General features: G+C 36.7%; 7 protein-coding genes. 2 read left to right on the top strand and 5 right to left on the bottom strand.

Going from position 1 to position 15,318, the window contains the following annotated elements:
* Positions 1–7: 7 nt before the first annotated feature.
* The 5 genes from carB to V4P55_RS03810 form a co-directional block, all read right to left on the bottom strand.
* The gene (gene carB, locus V4P55_RS03830) at positions 8–3,493 is read right to left on the bottom strand and encodes a carbamoyl-phosphate synthase large subunit (protein WP_455473805.1); all 3,486 of its coding nucleotides are present in this window, start codon (positions 3,491–3,493) and stop codon (positions 8–10) included.
* 653 nt (positions 3,494–4,146) lie between these two features.
* Positions 4,147–5,343 (bottom strand): glutamine-hydrolyzing carbamoyl-phosphate synthase small subunit, encoded by a 1,197-nt coding sequence (gene carA, locus V4P55_RS03825; RefSeq protein ID WP_455473804.1) that lies wholly within the window; start codon positions 5,341–5,343, stop codon positions 4,147–4,149.
* A gap of 902 nt (positions 5,344–6,245) precedes the next feature.
* Positions 6,246–6,791 (bottom strand): chorismate lyase, encoded by a 546-nt coding sequence (gene ubiC / locus V4P55_RS03820; protein ID WP_455473803.1) that lies wholly within the window; start codon positions 6,789–6,791, stop codon positions 6,246–6,248.
* Between the two features lie 1,043 nt (positions 6,792–7,834).
* The gene (locus V4P55_RS03815) at positions 7,835–9,508 is read right to left on the bottom strand and encodes a Na/Pi cotransporter family protein (protein WP_455473802.1); all 1,674 of its coding nucleotides are present in this window, start codon (positions 9,506–9,508) and stop codon (positions 7,835–7,837) included.
* 61 nt (positions 9,509–9,569) lie between these two features.
* Positions 9,570–10,787, bottom strand: a complete 1,218-nt coding sequence (locus V4P55_RS03810) for a mechanosensitive ion channel family protein (protein WP_455473801.1) — start codon at positions 10,785–10,787, stop codon at positions 9,570–9,572.
* A gap of 167 nt (positions 10,788–10,954) precedes the next feature.
* On the opposite strand from V4P55_RS03810, the gene dnaG reads away from it, so the two are divergent.
* Positions 10,955–12,892, top strand: coding sequence for a DNA primase (dnaG, locus tag V4P55_RS03805; RefSeq protein WP_455473800.1), 1,938 nt, complete (start codon positions 10,955–10,957; stop codon positions 12,890–12,892).
* Positions 12,893–13,237: 345 nt separating this feature from the next.
* The gene (rpoD, locus tag V4P55_RS03800; RefSeq protein WP_455475034.1) at positions 13,238–15,247 is read left to right on the top strand and encodes an RNA polymerase sigma factor RpoD; all 2,010 of its coding nucleotides are present in this window, start codon (positions 13,238–13,240) and stop codon (positions 15,245–15,247) included.
* The last annotated feature ends 71 nt before the right edge of the window (positions 15,248–15,318 follow it).

Genomic DNA, 15,318 nt, shown 5'->3' with positions numbered 1-15,318 from the left:
AAAAATTTTACATGAAGTAACTTTGTAGTGAACGTACTTCGAGATTGCTTTTTTTGAGTGCTTCTATAGCGTGTGCTGCAGATTCAGCGCCAGCTGTTGTTGTATAATAAGGAACTTTTTGCATAAGTGCTGCCTGACGCAATGATTTAGAATCTGAGATAGCGCTGGCAGTATTTGTTGTATTAAAAATTAGATGAATTTGTCGATTACGAATCGCATCTTCAATATGAGGGTGGCCTTCTAGTACTTTATTGATTTTTTTTGCTTTAATATTATGCTCAGAAAGGAATTTTTGTGTTCCAGATGTTGCCAAAATAGAAAAACCAAGTTCCATTAAACGTTTCACGGGGGGCAAAATGCGTATTTTGTCTTCATCTCTCACAGAAACAAACAAAGTTCCTTCTTGTGGAAGTTCAACACCAGCTCCAAGCTGTGCTTTAGCAAAAGCAAGCGCAAATTCATAATCAAGTCCCATTACCTCCCCAGTTGAGCGCATTTCTGGGCCAAGAAGTGTGTCGACACCTGGAAAGCGAGCAAAAGGAAAAACAGCTTCTTTTACGGCGATTCGTTGTTGTTGTTTTTGAGACGGTGGTCCACCATAAGCTTGAAGGGCATTTTGGAGTGTTTCTCCTGCCATAATACGTGCAGCTATTTTAGCAATTGGACGACCAATTGTTTTGGCAACAAAAGGAACAGTTCGCGAAGCACGTGGATTAATTTCTAAAACGTAAATTATGTCATCTTTAATGGCGTATTGTACATTCATAAAGCCACGAATATGAAGTGCTTGTGCTAACGCTTTAGTTTGACGCTCTAATTCAGTGACTAATGTATGTGAAAGTGTATGTACTGGTAGAGAACATGCTGAATCACCTGAGTGGATTCCTGCTTCTTCAATATGCTCCATAATACCAACAACCAGCGTTTCTTCTCCATCACATAAACAATCAACGTCAACTTCAATTGCTTCTGTTAGATAGGTATCAAATAAAAGTGGATTGTTTCCAAGCAATGTATTGATCTGTCCAGTTTTGTCGTTTGGATAACGGGCTTTGATATCTTCCGATATTAATTCAGGGACGATTTCGAGCAAATAATTCTGCAAGCTGCGCTCATCGCGGATAATTTGCATCGCACGTCCTCCTAGCACATAGGAAGGGCGTACCACCAATGGAAAACCTAATTCATGAGCGATAAGGCGTGCTTGTTCAATTGAATGGGCAACACCATTTTTAGGTTGTGTCAAATTAAGTTTGAATAGCAATTTTTGAAAGCGATCTCTATCTTCTGCTAAATCAATAGCGTCAGGTGATGTTCCTAAGATGGGGATATTATGTTTTTCTAGTGCGCTTGCCAATTTTAGTGGTGTTTGTCCTCCAAATTGAACAATGACTCCAATCAATTCACCTTTTTCTCGTTCTGTTTCTAAAATGGCGAGAACGTCTTCTGTTGTTAAAGATTCAAAATAAAGACGGTCAGACGTATCATAATCAGTTGAGACAGTTTCAGGATTACAGTTAATCATGATAGCTTCAAAGCCTGCATCACGTAGTGCAAAAGCAGCATGACAACAACAATAATCAAACTCAATCCCTTGACCGATTCGGTTTGGTCCTCCACCTAAAATAGCAATTTTTTTACGTTCAGAAACTTGTGCTTCTGAGCGTTGTACACCTGCAAAGGGTGCTTCATAGGTTGAATACATATATGCTGTTGGTGAAGAAAATTCAGCCGCACAAGTATCAATACGTTTGAAAACACTTTTAACATTGAGGGATTTGCGCAAAGCTGCAATATCATCAGGTTCTTGTTTTGTAAGAGTAGCTAAGCGTGCATCTGAAAAACCCATAGCTTTCAACATGTGGAGATTATTTGCATCTTGGGGCAACCCATGGATGCGGATGCGTTGTTCCATTTCAATAATGGAGGCTATTTGTTCTAAAAACCAAGGGTCAATTTTGCTTATTTGGTGAATTTCACTTAAAGGTAAGCCCATCCGCATTGCTTGAGCTACATAGCGCAGACGATCAGGGCTTGGTATTGCAATGGCGGAGCGTATAGAATTTCTTTCATCGCCCTCAGCATGTTCAGGAATCACAATGTCATCAAGACCGGTAAGACCTGTTTCAAGCCCACGGAGTGCTTTTTGTAATGATTCTTGAAAAGTGCGTCCAATGGCCATTACTTCTCCTACAGATTTCATTGCTGTAGTTAAGACAGATGATGAACCAGGAAATTTTTCAAAGGCAAAACGAGGAATTTTAGTAACGACATAATCAATAGAAGGCTCAAATGATGCTGGTGTTGCTCCGCCTGTAATATCATTTGTTAATTCATCAAGTGTATAGCCAACAGCTAATTTAGCTGCTATTTTGGCAATGGGAAAACCTGTCGCTTTTGAGGCAAGAGCGGAAGAACGGGAAACACGAGGGTTCATTTCAATAACAATTAAGCGACCATTTTCAGGGTTAACGGCAAATTGTACATTGGATCCCCCTGTTTCAACACCAATTTCACGCAGGACTGCTATTGAAGCGTTACGCATGCGTTGATATTCTTTATCAGTTAAGGTGAGGGCAGGGGCTACGGTGATGGAATCACCAGTATGGATACCCATAGGATCAATATTTTCAATGGAACAAACGATGATACAGTTGTCATTCTTATCGCGAACAACTTCCATTTCATATTCTTTCCACCCTAGGACACTTTCTTCAATCAAAACTTCTGTTGTTGGCGAGGCTTCAAGCCCACGTTCAATAATTTCATAAAATTCAGAGCGATTGTAGGCAATTCCACCGCCAGTGCCACCAAGTGTAAATGAAGGACGGATAATAGCTGGAAGCCCGATGATCTCAAGAGCTTGAACCGCTTTTGCAGTAGCATGTGCTATATAACGTTGTTTACGATCATCTTGCATGTGACGCCAATTTTGCTCAAACTCTTCTAATGCTTTATCTAGTGCATCTCCTGAGAATTTAGCTTTAATTTGATTGCGTTGTTTTGTGTATAGTTGGCGATTTTCTTCTTTAAGTTCAGTTGCATTGGCTAACATAGAACGTGGTGTTTCCAAACCTATTTTTGCCATTGCTTTTCTAAATAGGGCTCGGTCTTCAGCTTTATCAATAGCATCAGCATTTGCACCTATCATCTCAACATTATAGCGATCTAAAATTCCCATACGCTTTAATGATAAAGCGGTGTTAAGTGCTGTTTGCCCTCCCATAGTTGGGAGAAGGGCATCTGGGCGTTCATGAGCGATAATTTTCGCAACTATTTCAGGAGTGATAGGTTCAATGTAAGTTGCGTCAGCTAAATCTGGATCTGTCATAATGGTGGCGGGATTTGAATTCACCAGAATGATGCGGTAACCTTCTTCTTTTAATGCTTTACAAGCTTGTGTACCAGAATAGTCAAATTCACATGCCTGACCAATAACAATAGGTCCTGCTCCAATGATAAGAATAGATTTGATATCTGTACGTTTTGGCATGTTTTTTCCTATAGACAAGCATTTTTGCACTGCAATTGTGGCAGGCAGAGTATTTTAATTTTTAAGCTAAATACAGTTTTATAGATTAATAGATAAAGAAAGTAAGCTATAAAATGCCTTTTTTCCATGTTTTTTTATCAAGTAGATATATTTTCTGTAATGAGTAAAACATAAACTGATTGTTTAAAATTTTGTAATCTAGCATAAGTCGTTTGTAATATGATGGTAAACAGAATGCACTTCTTTCTTTTGTTGCATTCATTTTTTAGTTTTATTTTGGTGCTGTATCATCCTTTGATTATATAGGATTTTATAGAGAGTCGGAAGAGACAGAGTTAAGATGCTCTATTGTTAAAATTATCTATAAGGATGTATTCAAAATTTTTTTGAAGTATATCAGAAGTTAAGCAATTTAATGATCAGGATGAAGTGAATAGTCGTTATTTTTAAACTTTACATTTTAATTATGCTTTACCTACAGAATTACTTTCTGTTTTTGTAGGTAAGAACTCTAAAACCTTTGAAGAACAGAGACTATTTTTTTTAGGTACTTTTTTATCACCGCAGTAAGAGTACTTTTAAAAAATAAAACCTTAAAATTTTAATGAATAAATGAAAGTAATAATGAAAAAAATGAATACAAAATTTTTAAATTAAGATGCTTTTTTATAATCTATAATGAGATTACAAAAACGTTGAAAGAGATAGTGGCTATCTTGTGGTCCAGGGGAAGCTTCAGGATGATGTTGAACAGAGAAAACAGGCTTTTCAATAATGCGAATACCACAATTCGAGCCATCAAAGAGAGAGATATGCGTTTCTTGAACATATTTGGGTAAGGTTTTTGTATCTACCGCAAAACCATGATTCATTGACACAATTTCAACTTTTCCAGTAGTAAAATCTTTCACAGGATGATTAGCACCGTGATGTCCTTGATGCATTTTGATGGTTTTAGCTCCAACAGCAAGTGCAAGAAGCTGGTGCCCAAGACAGATACCAAAAATTGGTATATTACTCTTAATGAGTGCTTGGATGGTTGGAACAGCGTAATGAGCTGTGGCAGCTGGATCTCCTGGTCCATTTGAAAGAAAAATACCATCAGGTTTCAATGCAAGAATTTCCTCTGCACTTGTGTCTGCTGGTACAACAGTTATGCGTGCACTTTGTGCAGCTAAAAGGCGAAGAATATTACGCTTAATACCATAATCAATTGCAACAATGTGGAAATTGTGCACGTCATTTATACTATAACCCTTATCCCACCCCCATGGTTTTTCGTTCCATTCTCTTGATTGTTTTGATGTTGCTTCTTTTGCAAGGTCAAGATTGATGAGACCTGTCCATTTTTGTGCGCGCTTTTTTAGAGCGTCGATATCAAAGTTTCCATCTGGGTCATGAACAATAACGCCATTCAGTGCACCTTTTTCGCGAATAAGGGCTGTCAATGCTCGTGTGTCAACACCACAAAGTGCAATGATTTTACGTGTTTTGAGCCATTGATTAAAATTTTTATGGGCACGATAATTTGAGGGATGAGTAATGTCTGCTTTAAAAACAGCACCAACGGCTCCGTGGCAATTAAGAGGTGTAAGATCTTCAATATCTTCACTATTCGCACCTACGTTTCCTATATGAGGAAAAGTGAAGTTAATAATTTGTTGCTTATATGATGGATCTGTAAGGATCTCTTCATAGCCTGTCATGGCTGTATTAAAACATATTTCTGCTTCAGCAATACCTGTTGCACCTGCTCCTTTTCCCTCAATAATTGTTCCATCAGCCAGTACTAAAAGGGCTGTAGTCCTGTTTGCACTCCAAGGAATGGGAGATAGGATCATTTCTGTCATAGTATGTGCCTAAAATTTGTTATTTGAGAGATACAATGACCAATATTATACAGAACACGCAATGATAACGGATGTGCTATATTGCCTATTGTAATGTTTCTCTTAGGAGAAAGAAGTATAAGTACATTCTACGAAGAGGTAAAGTCCTGTTTTAGAATTTTTTTAAGACAATATTAATTGTTTTTTACGTGTCACAAGATATGCCAAAAGCTGATGGTGTTATTTTTATGCTTGAATGCGAGCAGATGAACTTATGTTGTATGATAAAATTGATGAGGGGTGCAAAATTGTTTTAAAAGTGAGAGAACGTGGCGCATCTTGTTATATTTATTGATGCTTTGATTAGGAATTGTAATCTTTTTATTATGTGAAAAAGAAAAGAATAGAGTTTTTTGCTCACTTCGTTAAAATTTAAAATTCTTGAATAAAATAATATGAAGAGATGGTGTGCATATTTATAACTATAAAGAATAAGACAGGATGGTATGAGTGAAGATAAAACCAAGAGAAAGTAATAATTATTCATAAATGTCTTTTCTTCTAGTTTTATAGAGGAAAATTAAACAGTTCCTTTATAAAATTTTGACGCAAACAAAAATGCAAGAACTGCGTGATGTGTAATATAGATATTGGTAAGCGGTAAGGTTATTGTGTGATTAAGCAGAAAAAGTGAAGTTCTTTAAGATGAAGTAAAAATAACCTGTATCAAAAATTGTAATAAAGCTTCATAACCTGCAAAGAATATCTAAAAATACTTTTATTCTTAGCATCGTATTATAAGATGGGTATAGAGGAATAGGATTAGCAATATTCATAGAACAAAAATAATAGTTTAGTTTAAGTGGGAGAATTTGTAATTTTTGCGCTGGTGGATAAACGAAACATCTCCTGTCTGTTTTTCGTTATGTTTTTTTATTTGTGTTTTCCCTTGGGATAAGATTTGTTTTGTACAGAGGTGAAGATGATAAAAATAGCTCAGTTAGTAACAATGGTTTACCGGCTAATCTTAGACGGGAGCGGCGTGCCCACAGTGTATTTTGTCGACCGATATGAATATAATCGCGAGTCAATTTGTTATTACTGAATAAATATCGCCCTAGTGGCACAGTCCCTAAATGCATTAAAGCTTGATTGTGATCAAATAGGGTCTCTTGTGGGATCACAGTGCGCCCGAAGAGCCAAGGTTGATTATCTCCCATAAGTATAATTTCGCGTAGCCAGTAACTTGCACTATCTGGTAGATGTTCAGCTTCTTCTCCTAGGTTATCGCGTGTAATAAAACCTTCATATTGTGGTTCGACACGTATGCAAGTGCAGTAAGTTTCAAGTCGACGTGTCATGGATCCTTGTTCCATGAGCCAATCTCTTATATTGGCTGGAATTGGAGGATCTTGATCTGATAACCATTTAAGAGATGGCAAGATAGAGCCTATAAGATCAGATGTCATTTTTTCCGTATCGAAAACTGTATTGCATGTAGTACGTTGAATAATAAGACAGACATCATTATTTTAGTGCAGAAATATAAATGCAACAAGATTCTAAAAAAACACATAAAAGAGAAACATGCTTCTTTTTAGAGTCTATATTTTTGCCTCCTGTTAATATTAGAAAAACATTGTTTCAGCTATAGATTCAAAAAGGCAGTGAGGTTTTCTGTAAAATGGGACTGTTTGTGAAATATTGAAATATATTGATTCAATATTGTGCGAAGAGAGTGTAGCATTAAAAACAGTTTTACTTAATACTACTTAATTAGGCTGTATTCCTGCTATCGTTGTTTTAGAAAGATGAGATACTTTATGGTTGTCTCACTCTATCAAAATTTTAATTGTCAGTAAACATCGCGCGTAGCGATCACATATTAAAATATGGGTAATATTTTAATATGTTATTACAGAAATAGCAGTTTATATTACGTAAACGCCAGTATAGAAATTACTGCAAAATGAGAATGCTATTTTATAATATGGAATCATGGTAAGCAATGATTTGCTAAAGATCTACCAATGCTTTCTTTAACGATAGCATAAAGATCATCAAAAGAAGCGGTGGGTTAGTTTAGGTGCTAAAGACTGTGGCTAATAATGGTCACAATCTCTAAGGTTATAGTGCAAATATTTCAAAACTTTAAAAAGACATTTATAAAAAAACGAGTAAACGTTTTATAACTAAGCTTTTGGATGCATCTCTATGAAAATGTAGGTTTCAATAAAGTCTGCAATGCTATCGCTAAGCTAATTAATAAAATTAATGTCTAACAGTTTCTCAAAATTTAGCTAATGCAGCTGCAACAATTGTTCAGAAAATGTTCGTAATATTCTTTGCTTAACTTGTTAAGATTAAAATATTGTGTCACCCGATCGACAATACTGTAGGCAATAATGCCTGCAATATAGTTAATGTTTGTATTTTTTATGCTTATTATTTCTTGCATGAAAATCATTCATTTTTTCATGTAAGGAGTCAAAAGTCATGATTTTGCTGTTTGTTATCCAGAAGGATTACATAGGCGAGAATTTTTAAGAAGTCCCTGTGCTTCTAAAATTGGATAGATCATTGAGGTTAAAAGGGAATTAATCTGTTTCAGATTGCGTACGGTATCTAGATGAAGACTAGATGATTCTACATTTTGAAATTCATTTTCACTAAGACACTTAAAATGTTTGAGACTCATCTCTTTTTCTAAATTTCTAAGCTGGTCTTTTTTTTGCACCAACAAATGCGCAGTGTGTGTATCACGCGAGACAAGAGCATTAAATGCGATATGCGCATTGGCTAAAACAATAGCGTGAAAATGAAGTAAGTCATTCCATCCATCTTTGCTGAATTTTAGATCTTTTTTCTGTTTCTTTTTAACCAGTGTAAGCATATTATGGATAATAATATCTCCTGTTTGATCCAATTTTATACAGGCATTTAAAAGTTCTTGTGTTTGAGCCGCTTCTTCAGCGGATAATTTCTGTCCAGCTAATCGTGCAAGGTAAAGTTTGATTGCTGTATGCTTTTTGTCTAAAATGAAATTAAGGTGGTTGAGTTCACGCATAACCTCAGGATCAGGATTCTCATAAAGTTCCATAATTTTTTCTAACATGATATCGACAAGATCACAAATATGGATAACTTCACGCATGACGTTAGAAAGTGCTAAAGTTGGACGCTCAATAACGCTATCATCAAGAGCTGTTTGATCAGATAAATTGATAATTTTATTGGTTTGTGCTTTTTTTGAACTCACATAAATGATTTTAGTTGTTAGTTTTAAAATCCATTTTGACAATGGTATTCCAGCAAAAAGGATGAGAACATTAAAAATAATATGCGCATTAATGACTTGAGTAGGGGCATCATAGCCAAGCCACGTGATTGGTGGCTGAAGAGAGAGAAACAAAATAAGGATAAGAATTGAGCCAGCTCCGCGCATAAGTAAATTTCCTAATGGAACAATACGAGCACGAGGAGAGGCATTGCGTGTTAAAAGTGGAGCTATGAAAGAAGAGCCAAAGTTAACACCCAGGACCATTATGACACACAATTGAGCATGAATAAGGTCATAGTTAGCAAAATTAACCAATAGAATAATCCCAGCGATGGAAGAATGTAAAAGATAGGTCAATATTGCTGCTAATAAAAAAGAAGATACAGGATCAGTTGAAAGATAAGCAATGATGCTAGGCAAAATTGCACTATCACGTAAAGGTTCTGTAGCTGCACTGATCATTTGTAAAGAAAGAACTAAAAGACCAATACCGATGATAATTCGTCCTATTTGACGCCAACTACGTTTTTCAGTTGCCATGAAAATAAAAGTGCCGATTAAAAGACATAGCGGCACTACAAGGGTAAGGTTATAGGAGAGGATTTTAATAACCAGTGCTGATCCTAATTCGCCTCCACGCACAGCCAGAAGTCCAGCTAAACCAGAAACAAAACCAGAATCAACAAAAGAGCCAACAAGAAGCGTGACCGCTGTCGAGCTTTGCAGCACCATTGCTGTAAACAGTCCAAAACTTACAGCGAAAAATGGATTAGACATGATGTAGCGCATTTTTAGTTTTAGCCTATCTCCATAAGCACGCTCAACACCTGTGCGCACCATACGTGTGGCCCAAAGAAGCAAAGAAATAGCACCTGCAAGATGAAGGAGTACCAATGAACCATTCATGATACTGTTTTCTTTCTATTGTTATGGATATGGGTTAGTCTAAAATTTGCTAAAAAATTTATCATTCCACTTTATTTTCAAATGCTTGCATAATATCATTACCACTTGGATTTTGAAAAACTTTTAGACCAAAACTGGGAAGAATGGAATAAAGATGATCAAAAATATCAGACTGAATTGTTTCATAATCTGACCAAACAGTTGTATTCGTAAAGCAATAAATTTCCAATGGTAAACCGCTTGATGTAGGAGAAAGTTGTCTCACTATTATGGTGTCGTTTTGTTTAATATGTGAATTTTTTTCTAGATATGATAAAACATAAGCACGAAAAGTTCCTATATTGGTTAAGCGGCGCTTATTTACAGACACATCTTGATTCTTATCTAATTGAGCGTTCCATTCATTAATTTGTGGTATTTTTTGCGCTAAATAGCTTTCTAACAGGTTAAATTTAGAAAGATATTTTTGTTCTTTTTCTGTATGAAAACGGATACTTAACTGATCAATAAATAATGATCTTTTAATGCGTCTTCCTCCTGATTCTTGCATCCCGCGCCAATTTTTAAAAGAATTGGTCACAAGCTTACGGATAGGGACTGTTGTGATTGTTTTATCAAAATTTTGAACTTTGACAGTATGAAGTGCAATTTCAATAACATTACCATCTGCACCTAGGTCAGGGATTTCAATCCAGTCGCCAACGCGTACCATATCGGTAGAGGAAATTTGGACACCTGCAACAAGAGAAAGCAGTGTGTCTTGAAAAATCAACATAAGGACAGCCGCCATTGCACCAAGACCAGAAAAGAGAATAAGAGGTGAGCGGTCAAGCAATGTTGCGACCATTAAAATGGCAGCAATAGCAAAAAGCGCAACTTTAGCGATTTGAATATAACCTTTAATTGGTTTCAGTTTTGCTGTTGGACGCTGTTCATAAATTGTGTTAATAATATTGAGAAGAGCCGAAGCCGTTAAGGCGACGATAAAAATAATGAAAGCATTAGAAGCATTGCGGATAATAATGCTGAGTGTGTCAGGCAACATTGAGATAAAATCAATACCGATTGAAAGAAGAAGAGCTGCAATGATATTTGCTATATAGCCAATGATCTGCTCAATATCAGTAGTGGTATTTTTGGGCAGAAAAGAAGCCAGTTGTTTTGTTCCGTTGACAAGTAAGTTGCGTGCTAGCACATTGGCTAAAAATATTGTGAAAGCAAGAATAATGAGCCAACAAGTGGCTTCTAGCCATGGATGTTCAACAAGAAACTCAATCACTTTTATCTCCATTTTTTAATTACAGATGCGGTTGATTCTTTAAATTTTTTAAATCATTTAATTTTTAGCCATTTAATATAATTTTTAGTCATTTAATATGAAGTATTGGCTTTATGTTTTAAAGCCGTTAAATATGCAAAAAGAATTTTACAACTCTGTGAGAGATAATGCGTTTTCCGTCTGACTTCCTTGATGAAATTCGTGCCAGGTTACCCATTTCGGCTGTAATTGGCAAAAGGGTGACATTTGATTCTAAAAAAAGCAAGCCTTCACGAGGAGATTTTTGGTGTTGTTGCCCGTTCCATGGTGAAAAAACACCAAGCTTTCATTGTGATGATCACAAAGGTCGTTATTATTGTTTTGGCTGTGGTGTGAGTGGTGATATTTTTACTTTCCTTTGCGAGCTTGATGGATTGCACTTTTCAGAAAGTGTAGAGCGTTTAGCTGATTTTGCGGGAATAAAATTACCTGTATTTGATCCCCAAAGCTATAAACGTCAAATGGAAAAAGCTGACCTTTATGATGTTATGAAAATAGCTACGGATTTTTTTCAATATAGTTTGAGAGAAAAAAGTGGGGAACAAGCACGTCGTTATCTTGATGAGCGTGGCGTAACGCCAAAGCTTGCAGAGCGGTTTCGGATTGGTTTTGCCCCAATTGGGCGTACAGCTCTGAAAGAAGCTTTAAGTTCGCGCGGTATCTCAATAAAACAAATGGAAAATTGTGGGCTTCTGACATTGAATGAAGGAAGTGCAGCTGCGTATGATCGATTTAAAAATCGTATTATGTTTCCTATTGAAGATTTACGTGGACGTGTGGTGGCTTTTGGTGGGCGCGCATTAGATAAGAATACGTCGGTAAAGTATCTCAATAGTCCTGAAACAGAACTGTTTCATAAAGGAAATATTCTTTATAATGCAGCAGCTGCACGTAAAAATAGTTTTTTAATTGGCGATAATAAAGTTCGTTCACTCCTCGTTGTTGAAGGCTATATGGATGTGATCGCATTAACTAAAGCTGGTTTTGAAGGGGTGGTTGCGCCTTTGGGGACAGCGTTAACAGAAGCTCAAATTAATCTTCTATGGCAGATGGGGGCTGATCCAATTTTATGTTTTGATGGAGACGATGCCGGCTTAAAAGCGGCTTTTCGTGCTGCTGAGCGTGTTCTTCCTCTTTTAAAGGTTGGGGTATCTGTACGCTTTGTTTTGCTGCCACAAGGAAAAGATCCAGATGAAATTATTTGTTCTGGTGGAGCAGAGCTTTTTGCTACTTGTTTGCAAAAATCAATTTCACTCATTGAGCTTTTGTGGCAGCGTGCTACCTACGGCAAACATTTTGAAACTCCAGAAGCGCGCGCAATGTTGGAAAAACAACTCAAACAGCAAGCTTTTATGATTAAAGATGAAGATATACGCCGCTATTATTTGCAAGATATAAAAAAGCGGCTTTTTAATTTTTTTCGTCCATCTTTTTCAACAAAGAAAAGGGCAAGAGGATATGATCAAAATCAAATAGATAAAGTATTTAAAAATCAATCTTTTTCTACGTTAGCAAATTCTGACATGGTACGTAATTCATCACGCTCTCTTCCTTTACGTGAAGCTGTTATTTTACTTATCTTAGCGCATTATCCTGAATTATGGTACGAGAACTTTGAAACTCTTGCTGAATTAGAGTTACAAAATACGCAATTAATGAATTTTTATCAATCGATGTTAGAAATTCTTGGAAGCCGGCAGTCTCATTGTAAAGAAAAAATGATTGCATCTTTAGAAGAAAAAGGGTTAAAATCCTTTTTGGAGCATATGAAAAATTTAGTGAAAAATGTTGGTATGCATATTGTTTTTTCTGAGGGGAACATAGAGGATGCCCGTGCCGTATTAAAACAAGCTCTCTACTTGCATCTTCAGGAATACCACCTACATAAGAGATTGCAAGATATTGAAGAGCAACTCATGAAAAATCCTAATAGTGAGGTTTTTGATCTGCTTCGTGAAATAAAAGTTGAACTAGAGCAGATGCAAGCAACAGAAGCTTTAATTGAAGGATTTGGAAGTTGGTTTAATGAAAAAATAGATGGGAATAAGCAAGATGAAATAAAATGATTCGCTTTTTTGTAGCGAATCAGTCACCTAGAGCTAAGTATTGTAAAATTGGTATGGAGTGTGTCGTTTTTTTAATGACAGTTAGATTTTGGAAAAAGCGGGAAATTGGTTCTTATTATATGGTGCGAAATTTTCTCAGAAAGGCTGAGAGGTGTCGGGGAAGCTTCTAGGGGTTTTTCCGTGTTTTTGTGTGAATAAAGAGCGTGTGCGATATGTATTCTTTGTATTTTAATAGAACTCTCCTTTAAGAAGGGACGTACGAGGAGCTTCTAATATGCTAAGTGAGAATGCAAAAAAGCTGGTCACATGAAAGCTGGGTAAGTGATCAAGTGGAGTGAAAACGGTATGGCAACAAAAATTAAACGGAAAGATAATGTGGAAGTAACGAGCCAAGCAAGTATGGATCGTCCTCTTCTTGATTTTTCTGATGATGCCATCAAAAAAATGGTTAAACTCGCCAAAAAAAATGGTTATGTGACGATGGATGAACTCAATGCGGTTCTTCCTTCTGAAGAGGTAACGTCTGAACAAATTGAAGATGTTTTGGCGATGTTTTCTGAGATGGGCATTAACGTTGTAGATAATGAAGACGAAGTCGACTCCGAGCATTATGAAGAGGAAGTTGCTGGAGAGAGTGATGATTTAGTAGAAGCTACTAATTATGCTGTTGCAACGACTTCTAAACGTGAAGTATCAGATTCTATTGATGATCCAGTCCGCATGTATTTGCGCGAGATGGGAGCCGTTGAACTGCTTTCACGAGAAGGTGAAATCGCTATTGCTAAGCGTATTGAAGCAGGACGTGAAACAATGATCGCAGGGCTTTGTGAGAGCCCTTTGACTTTTCAAGCCCTGATTATATGGCGTGAAGAATTAAAAGAGCAGCGTATTCTTCTTCGTGAGATTATTGATCTTGAAATGACTTATGCTGGTCCAGAGGCTAAGCAAGCGCCCATCATTGAGAGAAGTGAAGTTGAGAAACTGAAAGAAGAAAAATTATCTTCTGGAGCGCATGAAATGGGGCTTCTTTCAGGAGATATGGGACTTGATGAAGATGATGATGAAGATGATGAGGCCAATCTGTCGCTCGCAGCAATGGAGAATGAGCTATGTCCTCAAGTTATGGAAACATTGGATTTCATTGCGGATACTTATGTAAAATTACGAAAATTACAAGATCAGCATGTTGAAAGCAGTTTAGCAGAGCGAAAAGAAGGGGCTCTTTCACCTTCTCAGAAAAAGAGATGTACCCAATTAAAGTGTGAGTTGGTTCAGGCAGTAAAATCTCTTTCTTTAAATCAAAATCGTATTGAAGCCTTGGTTGAGCAACTTTACGATATTAATAAAAGATTGATTCATAATGAAGGTAAATTGAAGAGGCTTGCCAATAATTATGGTGTTAGTCATGAAGATTTTTTAAAAGAATATCAAGGGCGTGAATTAGATGCGAATTGGGTTGATTATATTGCAACTTTATCGGGGCGAGGTTGGAAAGAATTTTCAACACATGAGGTTAAAGAGATTCAAAATTTACGCAGCGAAATACAAAATCTTGCACAAGAAACTGCTATTTCAATTGGTGAGTTTCGCAGAATTGTGACACAAGTCCAAAAAGGTGAACGCGAATCAACTATTGCTAAAAAAGAAATGGTGGAAGCTAATTTGCGTCTCGTGATTTCAATAGCAAAGAAATATACTAACCGTGGTTTGCAATTTCTTGATCTTATTCAAGAGGGCAATATTGGTTTGATGAAGGCAGTAGATAAGTTCGAGTATCGACGTGGATACAAATTTTCAACTTATGCTACGTGGTGGATTCGTCAAGCAATTACACGTTCAATTGCTGATCAGGCGCGCACTATTCGTATTCCTGTTCATATGATTGAAACGATTAATAAAATTGTTCGCACATCTCGTCAAATTTTACATGAAATTGGACGTGAGCCAACATCAGAGGAGTTGTCTAGCAAGCTTTCTATGCCGTTGGAAAAAGTGCGCAAAGTGCTTAAAATTGCAAAGGAGCCGATCTCACTTGAAACTCCGGTTGGTGATGAAGATGATTCTCATTTGGGTGATTTTATTGAGGATCGTAATGCATTATTACCGATTGATGCAGCTATTCAGGCTAATTTGCGTGATACAACGACTCGCGTACTTGCTTCATTAACGCCACGTGAAGAACGTGTGTTGCGGATGCGTTTTGGTATAGGGATGAACACTGATCACACATTAGAAGAAGTAGGACAACAGTTTTCGGTTACACGAGAGCGGATTCGTCAGATTGAAGCAAAGGCACTTCGTAAATTAAAACATCCAAGCCGTTCACGGAAATTACGCAGTTTTCTCGATTCTTAGAGAAGGTATCGTTTACTTTAAAGCGTATGGTTTTTTTTATGCGTAAAGTTGAGAGACGTGTCGCGTATGTT

The sequence above is a fragment of the Bartonella sp. B30(2025) genome (assembly GCF_053793825.1).
The sequence above is the reverse complement of the archived record's forward strand: the minus strand, read 5'-3'. Positions and strand labels throughout refer to the sequence as shown.

Excerpts from the sequence above, each read along its gene's own strand:
- carB (WP_455473805.1), bottom strand. The coding sequence starts at position 3,493 with ATGCCAAAACGTACAGATATCAAATCTATTCTTATCATTGGAGCAGGA.
- carA (WP_455473804.1), bottom strand. The coding sequence starts at position 5,343 with ATGACAGAAATGATCCTATCTCCCATTCCTTGGAGTGCAAACAGGACT.
- ubiC (WP_455473803.1), bottom strand. The coding sequence starts at position 6,791 with ATGACATCTGATCTTATAGGCTCTATCTTGCCATCTCTTAAATGGTTA.
- V4P55_RS03815 (WP_455473802.1), bottom strand. The coding sequence starts at position 9,508 with ATGAATGGTTCATTGGTACTCCTTCATCTTGCAGGTGCTATTTCTTTG.
- dnaG (WP_455473800.1), top strand. The coding sequence starts at position 10,955 with ATGCGTTTTCCGTCTGACTTCCTTGATGAAATTCGTGCCAGGTTACCC.
- rpoD (WP_455475034.1), top strand. The coding sequence starts at position 13,238 with ATGGCAACAAAAATTAAACGGAAAGATAATGTGGAAGTAACGAGCCAA.